Source organism: Paenibacillus sp. J2R1T-4 (genome assembly GCF_059692235.1).
This window is the reverse complement of record NZ_JCAUBA010000005.1, coordinates 48366-71053: the sequence shown is the minus strand read 5'-3', so window position 1 is coordinate 71053 and position 22688 is coordinate 48366. Positions and strand designations below refer to the sequence as shown.

Genomic DNA, 22688 nt, shown 5'->3' with positions numbered 1-22688 from the left:
AGAGGATGAGACAAATTGAAGATCAATAAAAGGGGGCTTCAATGGTTAAATTCATACTATCGTGAACTAGATAAAAAGATTTCCGTTAATGTAATAGAAAATTATGGAAAATTTGACGCGCGTCAATTAGGGATGTTAATAACTGGTGCTGGTGCAGAATTTTCGAATTTTAGGGGAGGTAACAAGGATCAACTAGGCATTGCCCCATTACCCCATTTCGCAAGTAGCAAGAGAGGGAATCCGTTATCTCTTCAAGGTTTTGGTATTCATCGGAAAAGCAAGCATGCTGAGGCCGCATGGAAATTTATTGAATATTTGACCTTAACTAAAAATGAAGATTCGATCAAATTTGCAGATCATTTTTTGACGACCAGTAAAACAGTAGCAGAAGCGAACGGTCAAAACAAATGGTATGAGGAGCAAAACCGTCTTGCGAAACAAAAACGCTTTGGTGCATCGAGCGAGAAGACCAATTGGAACTAAATCTGTTTAACGAAGCCGAGGTGCTTGCGTCGCCTGAAGGACAAGAGCCGCCGATGGAGCAAGTGACCTACGAGCGCCGGAAAACGAACGGTAAGCGTGAGGCGGATTTTGAACGTTTGCCAGTGGTTATCACAAAGTGGTCGGTGTGACACTTGTCGCCTGCTGGGCACATGCACGGCGTAAATATGACGAGGCTTTAAAGGCGGCGCCGCCAGAGGCAAGGAACAATCCGGAAACGGTGGCAAAGCAAGGCCTGAAATACTGTAATCAACTCTTTGCCATTGAGCGGGATCTGAAGGAAGCAACGCCGGAAGAACGCTTTGCCGCACGGCAGGCACGAAGCCTTCCTGTGATCGAAGCGTACCATACGTGGCTGAAGCAACAGCGATCCCGAACGTTACCTAAGAGTTTGACAGGACAAGCGATCACCTACAGCTTAAATCAATGGGAGAAACTAACGGCATTCCTTGCGGACGGACGACTCGATCTCGACAACAACAGAAGCGAGCGGTCGATTAAACCTTTTGTAATTGGTCGGAAAAATTGGCTTTTTAGCAACACGCCGCGAGGCGCAAAGGCCAGCGCTAACATTTACAGCGTTGTCGAAACGGCCAAGGAAAATGGACTCAAGCCATTCGACTACTTGAAGTTTCTCTTTGAATAGCTACCTCAACTAACAGGTCAGCTCGATCCGAAGGCACTGGAGCCATTCATGCCATGGTCAGCTTCGCTGCCAACGCATTGCCGGCTAAATTCTTAAACAGTAGACATTTCTTCTCCCCCATCCCGAGGTGGGGGTTGTTTGATATTCATTTTTTTCTTGATAGCCAGTTTTTCGCATACGATTTGATCGTGTCACCTTTATAGGGACGTTCCTGGGTATATTGCCACTTGATCGGAATAGAGGTAGCGAACACTTCGTGTCTCTCATTATAGTTGGTCCACTGCCGTATCGAACTACGAGTGGCTTCCACTTGTTCCTTCACAAAGGTCAGTGAGAGCTTGACACCCATCAGAAATGGGCGGTCATCGCAATTAATCAACCATTTTGTATGATTTTCCGTACAAAAGTGAGCATACCCCTCGACGCCATGAATACCGATATGCAAAAGTTGCGACTATGTCATCATCATTCTTCTTAGTAATGCCCGAAACCCGCGTTGCTAGCTATCCTGCCTAGGCCACTTCCATGCAGTAAAGATAATTAGTAACGTAATTACCGTAACGAAGAAGGCCATTTCCATGCATACCAGATAATTAGACAAAGAAGAGCGACTTCTACAACAGCGCCAAACACCATGTGCACCCAAGCCTCTCCTGTCAAATTAAACAATGTATAGGGAATATACACCGCGGCAATAATGATATTTGCCCAGCGACTTACTTTTGCCGGCAGGGCAACAGAAAGGAATATCATAAGAGCTGGAATTGTTACCGAAATCAGTGCTATCAATAGAAAGACATATGAAATGTCAAATATAAATATTTTTCCTGCCAGAATACCTTCTATTTTGCCCGGCATATATAAGGCGAAATAATCAACATAAATATAGAGAAACATAAAACTCGCCCACAGCGTAGCAATCTTCAGTTTCGAACTGACTTTGATGTCTTCCAGTGCATTTTGTGCTTTATTTTGTGTATTCATATTAATCTCTCCTTTAAGGTTATATGGTTTCTCTTGCCTACAACCTTAGTCTAAAGGAGAAGTATAAACATTTTCGAAAGCAATTCTAAAAATTTTCTAAAATATAACATTTTGAGGGTTCATGGGTTTTGCCGCTCATCAACAAGTCCATCCACATCCATTGGTGGTTTTCCACTCACATATATGTAGGCGAGTTGAACTATGCTGTTTCCTCAACAAATAATAATCCGTTCTTTACAGAGGCATGGAATAAGGATTTAATGGCCCAGTTTCAGCAGCTTCTTTCAGTAAATGACAAAGACATACCTGAAGAACTCCACAAGCTGGCACTAAAATTCGATCAAGAGTTGAATCGACTGAAGATATTGAATGATCAACAGTTGAAAAGTTCAACGCCTTAATCCAATCGCTGTTCAATGAGAAAGCAGGTGTCTTTATTTTAAATGCAACGTCGGTTTACAGAAGGAATTGAACGCACGGGTAGGGTTGAATAAACAAAAATGGACAAAGCTTCATCGTTGTTGAAACGATAGAGCATTGTCCATTCTCTTTTTTTGAGCAATTTCAGCAGCGGTTCATTGTTGCCGATACACTTTATTGCTCAATTCTTCACAGGAACGTTTGATCCAGTCATGTACATTCCCCCAAACCTCTCCAGTAATGCGTACCACTGGGATCGAAATGCTTATAGATGCCACAGCCTTGCCTTCCGAATCTTTAACAGCTCCACCGACACAGTGGACACCATCGACAGTTTCGCCCATATTGTAGCCGAACCCTTGTTTTTTAACTTTTTCTAATTCCTTTAACAAGTCGGAAAAAGTGGAGATCGTCTTGCTCGTCACCTTCTCCAGCTGTTCGGACGGATAGAGAGCGCGGAGCTCATCCATCGTTAAATCGGAAAGCAGGATCTTGCCTGATGCTGTGGCGTGCAAAGGCAGCGTGTTTCCCATGCTAGGATTAAAACGAAGAGAATGCGTACTCACTTTCTCTCCTATATAAAGAAGTTGATTGTCCGCTCGTATGGACAAACTTACGGTCTCGTTCAGATCATCTATGATCTTCTCGGCAATTTGATTGAATTCCCCGGTTAAACTAGCGTTCCGCATATATCCGGAACGAATGCTGAATAATTTATAACCGATGCGAAATTGTTTGCCTGACCGATCCATTTCCAAATACCCTCTGTTCAACATATTTTGCAGAATCAGATACGTACTGCTTGATGGCATGTTCAGGCCTTTGGAAATTTCAGTCAAATTGTAGGAATCTTTTTCGCCGGTGAATAATTCGAAAATATCAAGCACGCGATCAGCTGATTTTACTTTTGGCGTCTGTTGGTCCATTGAATCCACCCTTCTCAGAAAAGATTTCATGAATATGAAATCAATAATGATTTTACCGCATTTACTCCTAAATGTCGATATGATATTTGGTCACATTGTAAATAAGGTGAACAGACAAAGAAATAAGCCTGCTCAAGCTTATCTTCTAGCTTGGGCAGACTTATTATTATCCATACAAGGTATAAATTTTATTCGTATGCACACATCAGGCCATGGTCCATTCCAGCACCTGGTTATCCTCAAGCAGCCTCTTACGTAGTTGGTTATAATCGATGTTCTGCACCGCCACGCCAGCTTCTAACGCAATGGCGGCGGCAGTTGCTGCGGATTGACCCAGTATCATGAACACCGGCTCCATTCGAATCGAACCATACGCGATATGGGAGGAGGAGAGGCAGATGGGCACTATAAGATTGACGCATTCCTCTTCCTTAGGAACGATGGATCGGTAGGAAATCGGATATGGCCGAGTAGGCGCGATTTCTACATTCCCTTCGTTCACACATTGCCCTTCCAAGACGATTCGCCGACAATTGTGCGAATCCATCGTATAGGCAGCGAGCCCGACCGGGTCGAGGATTGTTTGGTAACCGCGGCAGTGATTCTCGGTCATGACGATATCCGAAACCATTCTCCGCGCTTCGCGGATGTACAGCTGTGGAGTCCAATGGCCGAAAGCCTCGTATTCGTCCGCAGGCAATCCCCACTGACGCGCCTCATCTCGAATCGCTGCAGGCACACGATCGTCATTGCAAAGAAAATAAAGCATGCCCAGGTTGTAATGCAAGTGATCCTGGAATAACTCCTCACGCCGCGCATAGCTTCCCTCTGCCCAATCAAAGTTCATTCCGATATGATCGGTAGAGACTCCTCCGTAATTGTTCAAATCGGTTTTCCCTTTAGGCATATGCTTGTGCAGCCGGAGGGCATCCCAGACGCCCGCTTGAATATAACGTGCCAACAGGGTGAATTTGTCAGGGTCATAGTTCGGGGGAGCTGGAAACGGTATACGATTGTCCGGCAAATTGGTCAGACAAATCCTGAAGTTGTAAGCCTGTACGGAGCGATCACCTTGACCCTGCGTACCAGGCGCGGCATCGGAAACCCCGTAGATCAGACCGCTGTCTGATTTACCTGGGATAACGAATGGACTGACAGCGGCGTTGAAACGGTGATTGGGGCTTCCGAATTGAATCCCGTTCAATGTTTCCTGATAGACAGAATTCGCTTCCCGGCCTACGTGATATGAAACTCCTGCTGCTGCTAGGACATCTCCCTCATACGTTGCATCGATAAACACACCCGCCTCGTACGTTCTTCCGTTCTCCATGAGGAGGCGCAAGATTTTTCCTTTCTCTTTCTGTACACTCGCTAATTGCTGCCCGAAGTGTACCTCGATGCCGTTCAACTGAATCCACTCAAGATAAACGGCTTCTGCAGCATGAGGTTCGAACGTCCACTGAGTTCCGTCCCCCTCGGTCGTGCCGTAATGCTGGCCTAGCGCCCGATAAAACTCGCGGGAGATGCCTCCGATTGCCGCCTTGTTGCCGATATCTGTGGCCCCAAGTCCTCCTGTAGTAAGCCCGCCCAGGCGTTGTCCGAACTCCGCTACGACCACCTTTAGCCCCATACGGGCCGCCTGAACGGCTGCGGCTATTCCAGCCGAGCTTGCACCGTATATGCACAGATCTGAACGGGTGACAGCGGGATGGGGGTCTGCTTGAGTCGGCTTCTCGAAATACTTGATTTTACTGAAATCGATCATTCGTTACACCTCTTTTTTGGAGTTGTGTTCGTCATTTACGTTAAGTATAGTTAAAATGAAGCTTTATTTTTAGTTACATTTTTGTTTCATTTATCAAATGATGATTGCTGCAAGAAGGCGAGGGGGTGGAGAATGCCCATCAAGAAGAAAGTGACGCTCCAGGATCTGGCTTCGAAGCTGAATTTGTCTGTTCACACGGTATCCAAGTCGTTAAGGGGATTGCCAGGTATGTCGGAGGAAACAAGAAGGGCAGTATTCGAGCTGGCCCGACACTCAGGCTATCGGACCAAAGAGCAAGAACGCGGTCTCGCCGCTGAGCACATTCCACAGTTCACTACAAAACCGCGAACATTCTGCTTTATTGTGATCGAGAGAATGCGATATTCCGTGCTGCATCAACTGATTCTGAAAGGGCTGCAGGAAAAGATGGGCGAGTTCGGACACAGCGTAAAAACTTTGGTCGTGCCCGGTACTATCGATTCCCGGACGTTCGGAGAATGGCTCGAGGAGCATAATGTAGCGTATTCAGACGGGGTGTTCATCCCGCCCGCCATTGACGAGCGCCTCGAGCATCGACTCCTCGCGCTCCAAGTACCCCGCATCATGATCAATTTTCCACCGCCAAGCGAGAAGGTGGATAGTGTCATCTGGGATGTGGGGACTGCTATATTTCAATCTGTCCGTTATTTGCTATCGATGAATCACAGATCGATCTTATATATCGGGGATACAGTCACCTACCGCGGCTTCGGGATCCGATGGCAAGCGTTCCAGGGAGCGATGGCTGAAGCGGGGCTTGATGTGGACCCGGAGCAGCACGTAATCGGCAAGATGACCGGAAAAGAGAAGTGGGCGGCTGAAGTGATTGACAAGCTGAAGAAGACGAATCCGACAGCTATTCTGGGTGCGGTTCCGTTCGATTTGGCATGGATCTATTATGCATGCAGTGTGGAAGGCAGACGCATTCCGGAGGATTGCTCCCTTATCGGGCTTCAGGACGACCGGAACGAGCTGCTTCCGAACTTGACACGGCCTGTGCTGCTTGTTTATGAAACAGGAATCCGTGCTGCCGAGCGCATGCTGTGGCGCTTGGCCAATCCATTGCAGCCTTACGAGAGCACGCTGCTGCAGGGACCTTTTTTTGCTGGAGATACCGTATTGCCCCGTTCGCTCCCGAAGAAGTCCCGTGATCAACATAAATAAAGGTTTAAGCTTGCCCTCAGGACAAGAACCCAATAAAATGAAATTGAAACAAAGCCCATCACTCATGTGATGAAGGAAAGCTTCCAAGGAGGATATAAGAATGAATCGGAGCAAATACGAAGAAGTGAAACAAGCATTAGGTTGGAAGCCGGATTTATCCGTTAAAGCACCTGGAGTTATTTTGTCGGTGCAGCTTGATGGAAACATCGCTTACGTGTCCGGTCACGTCCCCTTTTCTGGAGGAGAGCTGACTTACAAAGGACGGATCGGTGACAACGTATCGATCGAAGAAGGCAAGCAGTCTGCAGCACTATCGGTCATCAACTGTCTGGAGTCGCTGGATAAAGCCGTAGGGCTGGAGCGAGTAGACAAAATATTGAAAGTAACCGGATACTTAAGCTGTACAGAGCAAGTGACAGAACACCCGGTGATCATGAATGCAGGCAGCCAGGTACTGATCGACGTATTCGGTGAAGCAGGCAAGCATGCAAGAGCGGCTCTTGGGATCCATACGCTGCCGCTTGGCTCATCGACCGAAGTGGACATGGTAGTACTGCTGAAGGCATAAGTCGACTCTTGAATAATCACGAGAAAACCACCTAACCACCTGAGATTTCAGGTGGTTTTCTTTGCCCCATTTTCAGAGATTGCATGAATTTGCGCACATTTGCAAAGTATGTTAGTAATAAAGTAAAGTGAAAAATCCTGTCGTAATAGCAGTGGAACCAAGTATGCCATGCATTTAATAACGAAAATAATATTGACAGTCGGCTGTCCTGGATTTAACCTAAGAGATAGTTATAGAGAAAATGAGCAAATTTGAACATATAATTATAGGCAAATCTGTTTGCAAAGGGGAGAGCTAGTGTGTTGGCTGCGGAAAGAAAACTAAGAATCGTGGAATATGTCAGACAGCATCGGATCGCATCAGTGGCAGCGCTCGCGCTTGAATTCAATGTTCATGAAGCGACCATCCGCAGGGATTTGGCGGAAGCCGAGCAGGAAGGTCTGCTCAAGAGAACGCATGGCGGAGTTATTGTAGAGAAACTAACACCAAATGAGCCGCCCTTTAATGAAAGGACTAACGTTCAACTCGAGCAGAAGATGCGGATTGGCAAAATGGCCGCGAGTCTGGTCGAAGACGGGGATCATATCATTATTGATTCCGGAACTACTACGCTTCATATCGCCAAAAATTTGGTTCACCGTTCCAATCTGACCGTCGTGACGAACGATATTAATGTGGCTGCAGAGCTGCGCGATGCTCCGGGTGTCAAAGTAACAGTAACTGGAGGCGAGCTATACCCTTCGAGCTATATGCTCAACGGGATGTTCACCGATCATGTACTGCGTTTGGTTCATGTGTCCAAAGCTTTTATTGGTACCCCAGCCATTCACCCGAAGCATGGCTTGATGCATCCTGAGGCTCAGCTTGTACTGGCCAAGCAAGGGATGATCAACGCTGCTCAGGAAGTAATTGTCGTGGCAGACGATACGAAGATTGGCAAGCTTTCTTTGCATACGGTAGCTCCGAACAGCGCGATTCACAGGTTAATAACAGGGAAAGAAACTCCGGATTTCGAAGTCAGGAAATTTCTGGATGCGGGCGTTAATGTGACAACCGTTTAAACTTTGAATATAGAAGGGAATGGAACCTTGAATGATCGATCGACTTAAGTACAATGATTCTATCGTAGTGGCGGCACATCGAGGATATAAGTCCGATTATCCCGAGAACACACTTCTTGCTTTCCAGAAGGCACTGGAGCTAGGCGCGGATATGTTGGAGTTCGACCTGCGGCTGTCCAAGGACCATGTTGTAGTGGTGATCCATGACGAAACCGTGGATCGAACGACGAACGGATCCGGTAATGTGAGTGACCATAGCCTTGCTGAGCTTAAGCAGCTTGATGCAGGAGGCTGGTTCGGCAAAGTGTATGAGGGTCTGAAGATTCCAACCTTCGAGGAGCTTTGTGAGCTGTTGAGCGCTTTCCCGGATGTCCTATTAAATGTAGAGATCAAGAAATGCGCCGATGCCAGAGTTGCGGTTGATAAGGCAATCGCCATGCTTAAGGAATTCGGTTATCTTGAGCGGTGTGTGTTCACATGCTTTGATGCAGCAATTATTGCTTATATTTATGATACATATCAATTGAAGACGCAAGGGTTCCCTGAAGAAGCAATGTATAACTACGTTCCTGGCGATGATGGAACGTTGTCCAAGATGTGGGCCGTTGGGATTAGTATGAAGCTCCTGACGCCTCAACTCGTTGAGGAGGTCAAGAGCAAAGGGCTGTTAGCCTGGTGTTATTGCCCTGACACAGACAAGCAAGTTTATTATGCGCTTGGCTGCGGCGCTACGCTCATGACCGTCAACAATCCGTTGCCTGCTATGAGGGTCTGCCGATCCATTGCTAAGGAACATTCAACATCCAACCTAGCCAGCAACTATTAATAGCAGATAAGGGAACGAAAACCGCGAGTCCTCGATTATGACCTGGCTGCATCTGTAAGATTAAGAGCAAAGTCCTCTCCTGCATGGGAGTGGCCTTTGCTCTTCTGCATTTCTGGCATTTCACGCTGGACAGTATTCATTTCTCAGCCACCAGGGTCGAGATGAACTGACTTACACTAGTCCCTGTCTTGTTCTTGAACATTCTTCCGAATGTATGCACATCCGCATAACCGACCCTCTGCGCAATTTCTCCAATGGACAAATCCGACTGCAGGACCAGCTCTCTCGCCCGTTCAATTCGAACTCGAGTTAAATACTCGAAAGGGGTCAGACCAAATGCTCTGCGATATTTGATAATAATATAATTCTTGCTTAGTCCTGAGATGGACTCCAAATGCTGCAGCTTGATGTCCTTGCTATAGTTCTCGAATATATAGTTGCGGATGAGGACGAGCTTGGCCATGGTCTTCTCGTGAACAGACGCAGAATTGGCGCTGCTGCTTCTCCGTGTTGCAAGCTCCCCGCATATTTCCATAAGCAAGCCTTGGCAGATGACTTGATGGGGCAGTCCTGGCTGCTGGTAATGTGAGATGAGCAGAGAGAGCTTGTGTTCAATCGGTTGATTCTCAATATTGCCCAAGTAACGATCTTCACCAAGCAGTTGTTCGATCGGGAAGGAGCTCATGCCAAAGTGAAATACGAGCGACAAACAAACATAGGGTTCATTCTCGAGCGTTTTTACCGAATGGAGTTGATTGGGGGAGTGGTAGATCAAGTCTCCTTTGCGAGTCAGGATCGTCCTTCCTTCGATCTCATAGGTGACCGCTCCTTCAACTACATATTGAAATTGGTACTGGTTTAACATCCTTGGCTTGATCTCCCAACCCTTTGGAGCATTGAAGATGTGTGCTAGCGTAATGTAGGGAGGGAAGAAATAATCCTTCAGACTATCCAACGTTTCCATAGGATGCATGGCATAGAGCGGTTGCTTCATACGAGTCCTCCTGTTATCCGTCCCTTATGCAAATTATTATATCGAAGAGTGTGATTTAAGCAACGTAATTATTGATTTCCACTAAATACATCCTGTTTATTCCGTTTTATACTTGAAGTAAATACATTCATAACCGAAAGGGAGATGAGACACAGATGAGTGGGATAAATGTGCAATTACCCGATGTCGATGCTCAGCAGCAACCTGTCATTACAGACGAGCAGGTGAGGTTTTTCCTGGATAATGGATTTCTGGTTATTCGGAATGTGCTGGTCGGGGAAGAGCTAAGTCGAATTCAAGAGGCTATGATGGGGCTGTATGAAAAAGGAGTGGCAGGAGTTGAGAATGACCCGGACTTCATGTATGGAAAAGGGGCTAAGACGGGAGGAAAAATTCTTCGCAGAATCGAGTATGTAATGGATAAAAGCGATGTTATGAAAGCACTGCTCGGACATCCGTTCATTCTTCGTACAGTCGAAAAAGTGCAGGGCAATAACTTTATTCCAACATGGGATTCTATGGTTATGAAGGCGCCGAATGAAGGGATTGTCGTACCATGGCATCGTGACGCGAAGTTACCGGACGGGTGTGCGGATCCGCGGCCGATCTTCAATGTGGACTTTTATCTGGACGCTGCAGATCTGGCCACTTGCCTGTGGGTTATACCAGGCAGTCATTTATGGGCACAGGAGCAGGCCCAGACTCGATGTAAGCAGCCTGGCTTTGACATGTCGGATGCAATCCCTGTTCCAATGAATCCTGGTGATGTAATACTCCATAATATTATGGTTCTTCACGGCTCCCCGGATGGGGATGGTAATCCGCTGCGCCGGACGGTATACTACGAGTTCCGACCTGGCGAGATTGAGCTGGAGTTCGGTCCGCATACACCTGAATATTTGGGCTTGAAGCAGCAGCTGCTGCTGGATTGCATCGGGCAGCGCAAGCAAATGCCATATGCAGAGGGTGAATCTTCGTTTCAGTATGCTCCAAGCGGAGCACTGGCCATAAAGGAAACGGTGCCTCCTGCAACGTATCGATATCCCCACGATCAGTATTGGAGACAATCATAAGGAGCTGATAGGTATGTCTGCTGGGTTGCAAAGAGGCATCCTGTCCGCAGAGCAGATAGATCAATTCGCAGCGGAAGGTTATCTGATTGTTCGAGGCTTGTTGAGGCCGAAGGAGATTCAACTTCTTCTCAGCGAATTCATGGATATGCATGCAGGGCGATCGGAATGCTTTGAGACACCGCCGATATCCGCAGAGGAAGCAAACGGAGAGCCATTGAAGATGTTCCCTAGAATGCTGTACCCGCATAGGGTGAGCGAAACCGCTCGTCAGTTCATGCTGAAACCAACCCTATTGTCTATGCTGGCTGATTTATTCGACGAGGAACCACTAGCCGCGCAAAGTATGGTGTATTTCAAACCGCCAGGCGCAAGAGGGCAAGCGCTTCATCAAGATAACTATTACTTGCGTGTCGAGCCTGGGACTTGTATCGCAGCATGGATTGCTATCGATCCGGCAGACCGGGAGAACGGCGGGTTAGTCGTCATTCCACAGACGCAGCATTTGGACATTGAATGTCCTCATGAAGCTGACCAAGAGCAATCATACTTCCGTGATGAAGTTACAGTGCCGGAGGGGAAGGTGATCGTACCGGTAAATCTGGATTCCGGTGATGTGCTTTTCTTTAATGGCAGCGTCATCCACGGGTCTTATCCGAATCGCTCAGTTGATCGATTCCGGCGTTCATTCATCTGTCATTATGTGGGTGAAAGCACTGCGCGGATCGGCCATCATATAAGCGAGGACCTTTATAACTACAATGGCGAGAATGTCTTTCGTTCGAAGAACGACAATGCAGGGCCATGCGGCACAGCTTTCGAGGGACGGCCGCATTGAAACGATATGCGTTCTAATTTCAACCGAGTAATCGCGATAGCTGTCCCGAGAGGTCTTATGTGACCTGGGTGGGGCAGCTTTTTCAACATTTCTGAAAGGGCAGGAAGATGGAGCGGAAAAGCGTCAGCGGTCGCATTTGAACATCGTATTCTCACAACTAAAAATAAATTCAAAGAATACGATTTCAAGAGCGATTGGAGCCCATTTTTCTGCCCCCCTAAGTATCACGTGATTTGATAATAGGCGTCGTAAAAATGGCGTCCAGCACAAGAGCCGCGGCTCCAAACGTAATAAAGCGCTCGTTGATGGGCGAGAACTGAATGCGAATGTTTCTTTTCAAATAGGGAAGCACCTTCTGCTTGAGAGTAGAATCGAAGACAGGCTGGATTAGGGTATCGATACTGCCAAGCGAGCTGCCGACCACGATCAGTCCAGGGTTCAAAAGGTTGACCATGTTGGCCGCACCGAGTCCCAAATACTCCGACAGCTCATGAATCGCTCTGACAGCAGAAGGATCAGATCGGTGTGCTGCTTCACGAATCGAATCGAGACTGATGCTCGCAGCATCACGTTTTCTGTCAGAGATTTCAATATAGCGTTGAAGGAGTGCGCGCTCCGAACAGTATGCCTCCCAGCAGCCGCGATTACCGCACACACATTTTCTTCCGTTCCAGTCAATCGTACTGTGGCCAATTCGCCCAGCAAAACCTTCGCTTCCTTGAACGATTTGTCCATTAATAATGAGTGCTGCGCTCAAGCTGCTGCCGATACGGATATAGGAAACATTGTGTTCCCCTTTAGCAATGCCAAAATATGCTTCAGCAATTAGCCCTGCGTTAGCATCATTATTCACCACGATGGGACAGCTGAACTTCTCAGAGAAATAACTGACGAGAGGAACAGAGCTCCAGCCCAGTGAGTAGGAATTAACAACGCCCTGCTCCACAATTCCTGGCACGACAATTCCGATTCCGAGCAAACCAAGAGGTTTGTCGGGAAGCTGAAGATAACCTTCATGAATAATCTCGACGACCTGTCTGATTTGATCATTGGGATTCGGATAGTCCTTCGTATCCAATTGGCGATTAAAGTAAATGCCACCGCCCAAATTCGTAATAAACAACTTTACACAATCATAAGACCAATCTACACAAGCTGTGTAGGCAGCGTCTGAATTGAATTGAAGCAATGTCGGGGGCCGGCCTCCTTTGGAAGCGCCGATCCCGACTTCTTTTACAAGCTGCTGCTGGAGCAGTTCGTTAATGATCGCGGTAATGGTACTTCGGTTAAGCCCGAGAGTATCGGCAAGAGCGGCTCTTGAGATCAAGTTTTTTTCTTGAATGAGCCGTAAAGTGGTAATGATATTCAATTCTTTCAGAAAGGAATGGTTGCCTGAGTATGTTTTCATGGAAAGAGAAGCTCCTTAATAGAGAAGGAAGTTTATTATTTATTAAATCAATTTAGTTCAACGATTTCAAGCGTTACTTATATAACGTGATGAGAAAAGACTATTGAATTCCGGGAATATTTCCATTACACTTAATTCATTAATACAACAAAGTATTCTAATCTGCAAGGGGGTTCTTTTATGGCAAATGAACTTAGCTCCTATGTGAACAGCCGAAATCAGGCAGGACTGGAGATTAGCAAGACAGTGGATTTGTTTCGACGTTACGCCTGTATGGAACATAGCTGTGTTCGGGCACTGGCCGGCTGGTTCCTGAAGGTTCCATCCTGGGAAGTCAAGATCCGGCTTGGTTATCATCTATTCGCTCATGCGGAACGGGCGAATGAACTGTATGCACGATTGGATGAGCTCCGGGGAGGGAATCGGGATGCCAATCTCGAGCCTGCTCTGAATCGGCTTGCAGAAGAAATTGTGAATGCCCCTGACGGGGAAAGCTTCATTGCGGGGTTATCTTTGCTATTGCATCATATGGCTGAAGCTTATCGCGAGCATCTGAGCGCTGCTGATTCATCAGCCAATGCGATGGAAATAAGAGTGCTTCAGCGACTACTGCCTGATGTGGAGCGTGAACTTAGTGAGATTGCTAAGCTGGAACATAACTCCAATCGGAATAGCAGCCCAAACACAAAGGTATGGACCGACTATATCAGCAGTTTGATACATGCAGCAGGAGGCATTTCCGGATTCGGTCCCAAAGGCTCCCCTCTATCACCGCGTCCAGACGAGGCAAGGTTCGAGTGGCCGACTGCCATGGCATTCGATGACCGATTGCATCATGCTGACCTGGGCACATACGAATCCAAGATGTCGCTTCCGCTCCGGGAACGGTGCATCGGGGAGTTCGAAGTGTATTTCAATGAATTGTATGCAGCGGCGATACTGGCTACCGTCATTTACGAGTCATGGAAGATCAGTGCTCCCCGGCAATACTTCCTGGATATAGCTCATCATTTCTGGGATGAAGTTCGCCATGCCGAATTCGGCGCTCTTCGTCTAAGGGAGCACGGGATCGAGCCTAGCAAGGTGAATATGATGCTGTTCGAACAGTCGCAATCGATGCCATTCCTTCATCGTTTCTGTCATTTGACGCTGGGTCTCGAAATCTTTTTTATGCCCCGCAAACCGGAACGCGTCCGTTATTACGAAGATCAAGGCGATCTTCGCTCCCAGCTATTCGCGGATGTCGACTGGTCGGAAGAGAAGAACCACGTTCGCTATGGCAAACGCTGGGTCGATCACTTCCTTGAAGAAGACGCAAGGACTTTGACTGACCTGCAGATGGAAATATCCAACTACTTGGAGGTATTTGCAAGTCAAATGCCGGAGGGTAGGAAAGCTCCTTGGTAGCACAAAAATGATCTACAGTTCAAAACGATATATAGAACATGACTCAAGACCCCTTCGAACGTTCGGAGGGGTTAAATTATTCGACGGCAAAACCTATTTTTTACCAAAGGATCAGAATTTCCTTGAACCATTCGCGATACATGGTGAAGAGTTGATAATCTTGGGTATATAAAGGAAAGAGCTGCACAGATAGGGTTTTAAATGAAGCAGATGGCGGGGAGGGGACAGAATACGCTCGAATATTTATGCCGAGTTTGCTGTGGTTGATATTATGGAAATAATGTTATTAAGAATGAGCCTATTACTCGAGGAGGGATTACTATTTCTAATCAGCAGAATGTAAATAGACGGAATGACAAATGGAACGATTGGTTGGAGATAGGGATGTATGTCCTCGCTGCCTTCTGCATGATTTACTTCTTTATTCAAAAAGAATGGCCAAAGGTACTTGAGGCGGTATTGATTGTTGCCGTATTGTTGGGCATACGGTTCGTTGTCTGGAAGACGAAGACAGTGTTATTCTCTGCCTTAAGATTCAGCATTCTATTCTTTATCATCATTACGATGTTTCTGGCTAACATGTTCGGATTTTATGGGGTGATCCCTTATTTGGACGATGTAGAGCATCTTCTCTCAGGTGTCATTCTTAGCTTTGTCGGGCTTCTCATGTTCAGGAAGCTGGACAAGACGGAAGAATCGGCGTCTCTTCGTGCCACAAATGCTATGGCTTTATGGTTCAGTCTATTCTTCGCGATTGCCATGGCTGGATGCTGGGAAATGTATGAATTTTCATTAGATCAATTATTCGGACTTAACTCGCAAGGGGGCAGTCTTGTTGACTCCATGGTCGACATTATATGCGGCACCGTTGGGGCTGTCGCCACAAGCTTGTACTTGATCCTGATTAAGAGAAGCTAACAATTTATTACAAGAGATGACTTTTTCACAGAAAATTTTACTGTGCTATAATGGAATGAGTTGTATCGAAAGATAGACAAAGGAGGGGCGGCATGGATTATCCTGTCAACATTCTGCTAGTTGATGATCGTCCTGAGAACCTGGTTGCCATTGAAGCTGTACTGGCAGGGGAACCGTATCGTCTAGTCAGAGCCTATTCCGGAATGGAAGCATTAAGGGCTGTGCTGGAGGATGAGTTTGCCGTCATCATTATGGATGTGCAAATGCCGGGAATGGACGGATTTGAGACTGCGAGTATTATCAGGACACGCGAGAAGTCCAAGTACGTACCAATCATTTTCTTATCGGCTACAAGTAACCGGCTTGAGCATCATTTCACAGGTTACTCGGTAGGGGCCATGGATTATATGTCTAAACCTTTTGTTCCCCAGATTTTCAAATCCAAGATCGAGGGATACGTAAGTATGTATGAAGCGAACAAGACTCTGCAGATTAAGAGTGAGCAGCTTCGACAGCAAACGAAACAACTGGAGAAGACGAACCAGGCTCTGATAGTGGCCAAGGAAACAGCTGAAAACGCTTTAAGGGTGAAAACAGAATTCCTGACGATGATGAGTCACGAAATCCGGACGCCACTTAATGGAATAATAGGAATGTCAGACTTGCTGCTAGATACGGGGCTGCCTGAAGAACAAGCGGAGATGGCGGAAATCATTCATACGAGCGGCAATGCACTCCTTTCCGTGATCAATCATATTCTGGATTTCTCCAAGATTGAGTCAGGGAAGATGGAGTTGGAGGACGAGCCTTTTGACTGGAAATTTTGTCTGGAAGAAACGGTCCGTTTGTTTACAGCCAAGACTCGCACGATGAACCTCGACATGGTCGTAGAGGTTGACCCGACTCTGCCGGCTATCATACGCGGAGACATGAATCGTCTTCGGCAAGTATTAATTAATCTGGTAGGCAATGCGGTGAAGTTCACGCACCAGGGCGGCGTTAAGATTGAAGTAAGGAGACTTGATGAACAGAAGGATTCCATAACGATAGAATTTAAGATACAAGATACTGGAATAGGCATTCCCGCCGATAAAATAAATGGGTTGTTCCAACCTTTCTCCCAATTGGATGCTTCAATAAATCGGAAGTTCGGAGGGACGGGGCTCGGTTTATCGATCAGTAAATCCTTAGTAGAACTAATGGGCGGAACGATTCGTGCACAACAGTCTGATGGACCAGGAGCGACGTTTGTATTTACCATTAAAGTGCACAAATAATAAGACAATGGAAGGATGAGATCGTGGCGGATCAAGAGCGTAATCCTAACTTGGATCATGAGCAGGTAGATACCAGAGAGTTATTAAATGCGTTGATGGCCTTGAAAAAGGGCGATTTCTCATATAGAATGCCCTACAATCACACTGGTATTGCCGGTAAAGTAGCGGATACATTCAATGAAATTATGGAAATGCAGGAAAGCTTGGTAACTGAGGTTCAGACGGTTGCTAGAGTTGTAGGTAAGGAAGGGAAGCTTTCAAGACGATTCATCCACAAAAACACAGGCGGGTCCTATGAGACGGTTATCGAATCTCTGAATGGACTCGTAATTGATCTTATTCAGCCTACTAGCGAAATGGTTCGTGTTATTAATGCTGTTGCTAAAGGGGATTTGTCCCAGAAGGTTGAACTAGAGTTCGAGGGCAGACCTTTGACAGGTGAATTCCAGAGAACAGCCAGCAATATCAATATGATGGTGAATCAGCTTAGCACATTCGCTTCCGAGGTTACGCGGGTTGCCCGCGAGGTAGGTACGGAAGGGATTCTAGGCGGTCAAGCGGATGTTAAGGGCGTTTCCGGCACATGGAAAGATTTGACGGACAGCGTTAATAACATGGCCAGCAATTTGACGGATCAGGTGCGTAACATTGCACAGGTGACGACAGCAGTTGCCAATGGGGATTTGTCCAAACAGATTACAGTTAATGCCAAAGGTGAAATCCAGGAATTGAAAAATACGATTAACACGATGGTAGATCAGCTTTCCATGTTCTCGTCCGAGGTAACACGTGTGGCTCGCGAGGTGGGTACGGAAGGAAAGCTGGGCGGTCAAGCCGACGTTAAAGGGGTTTCCGGAACATGGCGAGATCTGACCGAGAGCGTTAACTACATGGCGTCCAACCTGACGAATCAAGTGCGTAACATTGCAGTCGTAACGACCGCAGTAGCGAATGGAGATTTGTCCAAGAAAATTACAGCCGATGTGCAAGGTGAAATACTGGAGCTTAAGAATACGATTAACACGATGGTCGACCAATTGTCCACATTCGCTTCCGAGGTAACCCGGATGGCGCGTGAGGTAGGTACAGAGGGGATCCTGGGGGGCCAAGCCGAGGTTAGCGGAGTAGCCGGGACATGGCGCGACTTGACCGAGAGCGTTAACTACATGGCGAGCAACTTGACCAATCAGGTCCGTAACATTGCTGAGGTCACAACAGCGGTCGCCAAGGGCGATCTGTCCAAGACCATTACGGTTGATGCCAAGGGTGAAATACTAGAACTGAAGAGTACGATTAATATCATGGTTGATCAACTTAGCAATTTTGCCTCAGAGGTAACCCGTGTAGCGAAGGAAGTATCCACAGAGGGGATTCTAGGTGGACAAGCAGATGTTAAGGACGTTTCGGGTACATGGAAGGATTTGACGGATAGCGTTAACTTCATGGCGGGCACTTTGACCGATCAGGTCCGTAACATCGCCGAAGTAACTACAGCGGTCGCCAAAGGCGACTTGTCCAAGCAAATCACCGTTAATGCCAAGGGTGAAATTCTTGAATTGAAGAATACGATCAACACGATGGTGGAACAGCTCTCTACATTTGCCTCTGAGGTTACTCGGGTGGCGCGAGAGGTAGGAACGGAAGGGATGCTGGGCGGACAAGCTCAGGTTAGAGGCGTAGCCGGAACTTGGCGCGATTTGACCGAGAGTGTTAACTATATGGCGTCCAACCTGACGAACCAAGTGCGTAATATTGCGGTTGTCACAACGGCTGTTGCGAATGGTGACTTGTCCAAGAAGATTACCGCAGACGTACAGGGCGAGATCCTGGAGCTTAAGAATACGATTAATACGATGGTGGATCAACTCTCGATGTTCTCCTCCGAGGTAACCCGTGTAGCCCGTGAGGTAGGTACCGATGGTAAGCTGGGCGGTCAAGCGCAAGTTAGAGGTGTAGGCGGAACTTGGAAAGACTTGACCGAGGGCGTTAATAACATGGCTCGGAATTTGACCGACCAGGTGCGTAATATTGCCGATGTCACAACAGCGGTAGCCAAAGGGGATCTGTCCAAGAAGATTACCGTTGATGCCAAAGGTGAGATTCTAGAGCTGAAGATCACTATGAATACAATGGTCGATCAGCTCAGTAACTTTGCCTCTGAAGTTACGCGCGTGGCACGCGAGGTAGGAACCGAGGGTAAACTGGGTGCTCAGGCGGAAGTAAAAGACGTTTCGGGTACATGGCTCGATCTCACCGATACAGTGAACTATATGGCAAGCAACTTGACGATCCAGATGCGTAATATCGCAGGGGTAACGACTGCGGTTGCGAACGGGGATTTGTCCAAAAAAATTACTGTAGATGTAAAAGGTGAATTGCTGGAGCTGAAGAACACAATCAATACAATGGTGGATCAGCTCAACTCTTTTGCCTCCGAGGTTACGCGTGTTGCCCGTGAGGTTGGTACAGACGGGAAGCTAGGCGGACAAGCTCAAGTACGGGGAGTCGGCGGGATCTGGAAAGACTTGACCGATAACGTTAACATCATGGCGACGAACCTGACCGACCAAGTGCGGGGAATTGCCAAGGTCGTGACAGCGGTCGCGAATGGTGCTCTCAAGCAGAAGCTCACTGTGGAAGCCAAAGGTGAAATCGCAGAACTGACCGACACCATTAATAATATGATTGAAACATTGGCCACCTTCGCCGATCAGGTTACGACCGTGGCGCGCGAGGTTGGTGCCGAAGGGAAACTGGGCGGTCAAGCGAATGTGCCAGGCGCTGCAGGAACATGGCGTGACCTGACGGATAACGTTAACTACATGGCGAGTACGTTGACGACACAGGTACGAGCCATTACGAACGTAGCCACAGCGGTTACGAACGGTGATTTGTCCAGAGCGATCGATGTTGCCGCTGCAGGTGAAGTTGCTACCTTGAAGGACAACATCAATGAGATGATTCGGAATCTCAAGGAAACGACTCGGATTAATACGGAGCAAGATTGGCTCAAGACGAACCTGGCCAAATTCTCGCGTTTGCTGCAAGGGCAGCGAGATCTGTATGCGGTCAGCCGTATGATCCTTTCCGAGCTGGCTCCGGTCGTATCGATGCAGCATGGTGTGTTCTATATCAATGAGCCGGTAAATGGAGAGCAGGTGCTCAAGCTGTTCGCCAGCTACGCCTATCAGAATCGTAAAAATCTATCCAATGAATTCCGGGCAGGACAAGGATTGGTTGGGCAGTGCTTGATCGAGAAGCAGCGTATTCTCCTCAGCAATGTTCCTGGCGATTATGTTGTGATCTCATCAGCGCTTGGCGAGAGCAAGCCTCTCAACATCGTGCTGCTGCCGATCATATTCGAGGATCAGGTGCTGGCCATCCTGGAGCTTGCTTCGTTCCGGGCTTTCAGCGAGATCGATGTCGCGTTCCTGGATCAGCTCACAGAATCGATCGGGATTGTGCTCAATACGATGCAAGCTAACCAACGGACAGAGGAATTGTTGATTCAATCCCAATCCCTCACTGAGGAGCTGCAGAAGCAGCAGATGGAGCTGCGGAACACGAATGATGAGCTGGAGGACAAAGCGAAGCTGCTTGTTATTCAGAAGGCAGAGGTAGAGAGCAAGAACAACGAGGTTGAAGTGGCCAAGCGCTTCATCGAAGAGAAGGCGGAGCAGCTTGCATTGACTTCCAGGTACAAGTCTGAATTCTTGGCCAATATGTCGCATGAGCTCCGCACTCCGCTCAATTCCTTATTGCTGCTCGCTGAGCAGCTTGCAGAGAATCCCGACGCGAACTTGACGGAATATCAAGTGAAATTCGCAAAGACCATTCAAGACTCTGGCTTTGAACTGCTCGATCTGATTAACGATATTCTGGACTTATCCAAGATCGAGTCAGGCACGATAACACCGGATTACAGCGAGCTGTCTATTGTTGAGCTTACGGATGGATTGGACCGGTCGTTCCGCCATATGGTCGATAACAATAAATTGGAGTACCGAATCAAGATTGAACCAGATGTTCCAGGTACAATCATGACGGATCCAAAACGATTGCAGCAAATTCTGAAGAACCTTCTGTCCAATGCCTTTAAATTTACAGAAAAAGGCGAAATCATGCTGTTGATCCGTAGAGCAGCCGGGGGATGGAATTCAGAGAATGAAACGTTGAATCGGGCGAAAACAGTCATTTGCTTCTCGGTAAGCGATACGGGAATCGGTATTCCGCAGGAAAAGCAGCAAATTATCTTTGAAGCATTCCAGCAAGCGGACGGAAGCACGAACCGTGAATACGGCGGTACCGGCTTGGGCCTTGCGATTTCGCGCGAGATAGCGGAGATGTTGGGTGGAGAAATTACACTCTATAGTGAAATGAACAGCGGAAGCGTATTTAACTTGTACTTGCCGATAGAAGCGGAATTAGCAGACTTGCAACCTAAGCATAAGCATGTTCCCGAGATTATTGATGTAACACCGCCCAAGCGAACACGCAGCGTCATTAAGAGCGAGGCCATTGATGTTATGGATGATCGTGAGCACATTGAGCCTGGGGATCGCGTGTTTTTGATTATCGAGGATGATCAGAAGTTTAATGAAATTCTCCTGGATGTCTTGCGCAAAAAAGGGATAAAAACAATCATTACCACAAAAGGACTCGACGCATTGGAGCTGGCTCATAAATACAACCCGATCGCCATCACGTTGGACTTGCACCTTGGAGATACGAACGGTTGGTTAGTGTTGGAGCATCTGAAGAATGATATCCAATGCCGCCACATTCCGATCTGCGTTATGACAGTGGAAGAAGACGAAATTCAATTGCTGCAGAAGGGTGTTTACGATTATTTCTGTAAGCCGGTGAATAAAGAAGATTTGGAGAATGCGCTTGACATCCTGAATGCATTTGCGGATAAAACCGTGAAAAACTTGCTTATCGTTGTGAAGGATGAAGCGCGTCGTAAACAATTCGTGGAACTGCTGGATAATAAGGATGTCAAAATTACAGCAGTGGACACCGGTCGTAAAGGGATTAATCAGTTAAATCTCAAATCATTCGATTGCGTGCTGCTAGATAACGATTTGACCGACATGAATCTGATTCGTTTTGTACGAGATATGCAAAAGAATCCAGACAATAAATACATGCCGATCGTCATGAACCGCAGTCAGAAGCTGTCGCCTGAGGAAGAGAATGAGCTGGATGAATTGAAGTATTCAACCGTAATCAAAGATGTGAAGTCTGCGATCCAGATCATGGACGAAACGACGTTGTTCCTGCACCGGAGAGCCGAGAACCTGCCTGTTGGAGCAAGAGAAGCACTGGTGAAGCGCCAATCGGATGAAATGATTGAATATAAGAAAGTGCTTATTGTGGATGACGATATTCGCAACATCTTTGCCTTAACAACGATATTGGAACGTCATTATATGAAGGTGGTTCCGGCCGAGAACGGTCAGGACGCGATCAAAATTCTGGAGGAAACCTCGGATATTGATATCGTATTGATGGATATTATGATGCCAGTTATGGATGGATACGAGACGACTCGAGCCATCCGTGAGAAGCCGGAATTCCAGGACCTCCCGATTATCGCCCTGACAGCAAAAGCGATGAAAGGCGACCGTGAGCTGTGTATTGAAGCGGGTGCTTCAGACTATATCACGAAGCCGGTTAATAGCGCTCAGTTGCTTGCGATGATGCGCGAGTGGCTGGACAAGTAGTAACAGAACACAATTTTACGAATGAAGCCATCCTTTCATGATTGAGAGGATGGCTTTAATATTTTTTTTCTGCAAATAAGTGACTTTTTTTTTGATTGACCGTTTCAAAAACCGGTGATAAAATTGGTATTACCATAGTATAATTACAAC

16 protein-coding genes and 1 pseudogene are annotated in these 22688 nt (G+C 47.1%); 12 read left to right on the top strand and 5 right to left on the bottom strand.

Going from position 1 to position 22688, the window contains the following annotated elements; genetic code table 11:
- Positions 1-15 precede the first annotated feature (15 nt).
- Positions 16-483 (top strand): transposase domain-containing protein, encoded by a 468-nt coding sequence (locus AC58QD_RS10910; RefSeq protein ID WP_497332989.1) that lies wholly within the window; start codon positions 16-18, stop codon positions 481-483.
- Between the two features lie 121 nt (positions 484-604).
- Positions 605-1243: pseudogene (gene tnpC / locus AC58QD_RS10905) on the top strand (IS66 family transposase); the annotation flags it as partial.
- A gap of 456 nt (positions 1244-1699) precedes the next feature.
- Here tnpC and AC58QD_RS10900 read toward each other — a convergent pair.
- The 3 genes from AC58QD_RS10900 to AC58QD_RS10890 form a co-directional block, all read right to left on the bottom strand.
- Positions 1700-2131, bottom strand: a complete 432-nt coding sequence (locus tag AC58QD_RS10900; protein ID WP_171688075.1) for a DUF6326 family protein — start codon at positions 2129-2131, stop codon at positions 1700-1702.
- 575 nt (positions 2132-2706) lie between these two features.
- Positions 2707-3477 carry an IclR family transcriptional regulator gene (locus tag AC58QD_RS10895; RefSeq protein WP_497332987.1) on the bottom strand — a complete coding sequence of 257 codons (771 nt, stop codon included), beginning with the start codon at positions 3475-3477 and terminating at the stop codon, positions 2707-2709.
- Between the two features lie 205 nt (positions 3478-3682).
- A complete protein-coding gene (locus tag AC58QD_RS10890; RefSeq protein ID WP_497332985.1) occupies positions 3683-5242 on the bottom strand; it encodes an FAD-dependent oxidoreductase in 1560 nt (519 codons plus the stop codon).
- A gap of 132 nt (positions 5243-5374) precedes the next feature.
- Here AC58QD_RS10890 and AC58QD_RS10885 point away from each other — a divergent pair, with 132 nt between their 5' ends.
- The 4 genes from AC58QD_RS10885 (at position 5375) to AC58QD_RS10870 (ending at position 8900) form a co-directional block, all read left to right on the top strand.
- On the top strand, positions 5375-6445 hold the full coding sequence (locus AC58QD_RS10885; protein WP_497332983.1) for a LacI family DNA-binding transcriptional regulator: 1071 nt from the start codon (positions 5375-5377) through the stop codon (positions 6443-6445).
- A gap of 100 nt (positions 6446-6545) precedes the next feature.
- The gene (locus tag AC58QD_RS10880) at positions 6546-7013 is read left to right on the top strand and encodes a RidA family protein (protein WP_497332981.1); all 468 of its coding nucleotides are present in this window, start codon (positions 6546-6548) and stop codon (positions 7011-7013) included.
- A 299-nt stretch (positions 7014-7312) separates the two neighbouring features.
- Positions 7313-8074: a DeoR/GlpR family DNA-binding transcription regulator gene (locus tag AC58QD_RS10875; RefSeq protein ID WP_497332979.1), complete on the top strand. Its 762-nt coding sequence runs from the start codon at positions 7313-7315 to the stop codon at positions 8072-8074.
- A gap of 31 nt (positions 8075-8105) precedes the next feature.
- Entirely contained in the window at positions 8106-8900 is a 795-nt protein-coding gene (locus tag AC58QD_RS10870; protein WP_497332977.1) for a glycerophosphodiester phosphodiesterase family protein, read from the top strand.
- 136 nt (positions 8901-9036) lie between these two features.
- On the opposite strand, the gene AC58QD_RS10865 is transcribed toward AC58QD_RS10870, so the two are convergent.
- Positions 9037-9894 (bottom strand): helix-turn-helix domain-containing protein, encoded by an 858-nt coding sequence (locus AC58QD_RS10865; RefSeq protein WP_497332975.1) that lies wholly within the window; start codon positions 9892-9894, stop codon positions 9037-9039.
- A gap of 155 nt (positions 9895-10049) precedes the next feature.
- Between AC58QD_RS10865 and AC58QD_RS10860 the strand changes: the two genes are divergently transcribed.
- A complete protein-coding gene (locus AC58QD_RS10860) occupies positions 10050-10967 on the top strand; it encodes a phytanoyl-CoA dioxygenase family protein (protein WP_497332973.1) in 918 nt (305 codons plus the stop codon).
- Between the two features lie 13 nt (positions 10968-10980).
- Positions 10981-11802: a phytanoyl-CoA dioxygenase family protein gene (locus AC58QD_RS10855; RefSeq protein WP_497332971.1), complete on the top strand. Its 822-nt coding sequence runs from the start codon at positions 10981-10983 to the stop codon at positions 11800-11802.
- Between the two features lie 217 nt (positions 11803-12019).
- On the opposite strand, the gene AC58QD_RS10850 is transcribed toward AC58QD_RS10855, so the two are convergent.
- Positions 12020-13210, bottom strand: a complete 1191-nt coding sequence (locus AC58QD_RS10850; protein ID WP_497332970.1) for an ROK family protein — start codon at positions 13208-13210, stop codon at positions 12020-12022.
- Between the two features lie 180 nt (positions 13211-13390).
- Here AC58QD_RS10850 and AC58QD_RS10845 point away from each other — a divergent pair, with 180 nt between their 5' ends.
- The 4 genes from AC58QD_RS10845 to AC58QD_RS10830 all read left to right on the top strand — a co-directional run bounded on the left by AC58QD_RS10845 (position 13391) and on the right by AC58QD_RS10830 (position 22538).
- The gene (locus AC58QD_RS10845; RefSeq protein ID WP_497332968.1) at positions 13391-14617 is read left to right on the top strand and encodes a hypothetical protein; all 1227 of its coding nucleotides are present in this window, start codon (positions 13391-13393) and stop codon (positions 14615-14617) included.
- Positions 14618-15001: 384 nt separating this feature from the next.
- The gene (locus tag AC58QD_RS10840) at positions 15002-15535 is read left to right on the top strand and encodes a DUF2238 domain-containing protein (RefSeq protein WP_497332966.1); all 534 of its coding nucleotides are present in this window, start codon (positions 15002-15004) and stop codon (positions 15533-15535) included.
- A 92-nt stretch (positions 15536-15627) separates the two neighbouring features.
- Positions 15628-16812, top strand: a complete 1185-nt coding sequence (locus AC58QD_RS10835; RefSeq protein WP_497332964.1) for an ATP-binding response regulator — start codon at positions 15628-15630, stop codon at positions 16810-16812.
- A 23-nt stretch (positions 16813-16835) separates the two neighbouring features.
- Positions 16836-22538, top strand: a complete 5703-nt coding sequence (locus AC58QD_RS10830; RefSeq protein ID WP_497332962.1) for a HAMP domain-containing protein — start codon at positions 16836-16838, stop codon at positions 22536-22538.
- Positions 22539-22688 lie beyond the last annotated feature (150 nt).

Coding starts and splice junctions, on each gene's coding strand:
- AC58QD_RS10890 (WP_497332985.1), bottom strand. CDS start 5,242: ATGATCGATTTCAGTAAAATCAAGTATTTCGAGAAGCCGACTCAAGCA.
- AC58QD_RS10865 (WP_497332975.1), bottom strand. CDS start 9,894: ATGAAGCAACCGCTCTATGCCATGCATCCTATGGAAACGTTGGATAGT.
- AC58QD_RS10895 (WP_497332987.1), bottom strand. CDS start 3,477: ATGGACCAACAGACGCCAAAAGTAAAATCAGCTGATCGCGTGCTTGAT.
- AC58QD_RS10835 (WP_497332964.1), top strand. CDS start 15,628: ATGGATTATCCTGTCAACATTCTGCTAGTTGATGATCGTCCTGAGAAC.
- AC58QD_RS10840 (WP_497332966.1), top strand. CDS start 15,002: ATGTATGTCCTCGCTGCCTTCTGCATGATTTACTTCTTTATTCAAAAA.
- AC58QD_RS10850 (WP_497332970.1), bottom strand. CDS start 13,210: ATGAAAACATACTCAGGCAACCATTCCTTTCTGAAAGAATTGAATATC.
- AC58QD_RS10845 (WP_497332968.1), top strand. CDS start 13,391: ATGGCAAATGAACTTAGCTCCTATGTGAACAGCCGAAATCAGGCAGGA.
- AC58QD_RS10885 (WP_497332983.1), top strand. CDS start 5,375: ATGCCCATCAAGAAGAAAGTGACGCTCCAGGATCTGGCTTCGAAGCTG.
- AC58QD_RS10880 (WP_497332981.1), top strand. CDS start 6,546: ATGAATCGGAGCAAATACGAAGAAGTGAAACAAGCATTAGGTTGGAAG.
- AC58QD_RS10860 (WP_497332973.1), top strand. CDS start 10,050: ATGAGTGGGATAAATGTGCAATTACCCGATGTCGATGCTCAGCAGCAA.
- AC58QD_RS10855 (WP_497332971.1), top strand. CDS start 10,981: ATGTCTGCTGGGTTGCAAAGAGGCATCCTGTCCGCAGAGCAGATAGAT.
- AC58QD_RS10870 (WP_497332977.1), top strand. CDS start 8,106: ATGATCGATCGACTTAAGTACAATGATTCTATCGTAGTGGCGGCACAT.
- AC58QD_RS10900 (WP_171688075.1), bottom strand. CDS start 2,131: ATGAATACACAAAATAAAGCACAAAATGCACTGGAAGACATCAAAGTC.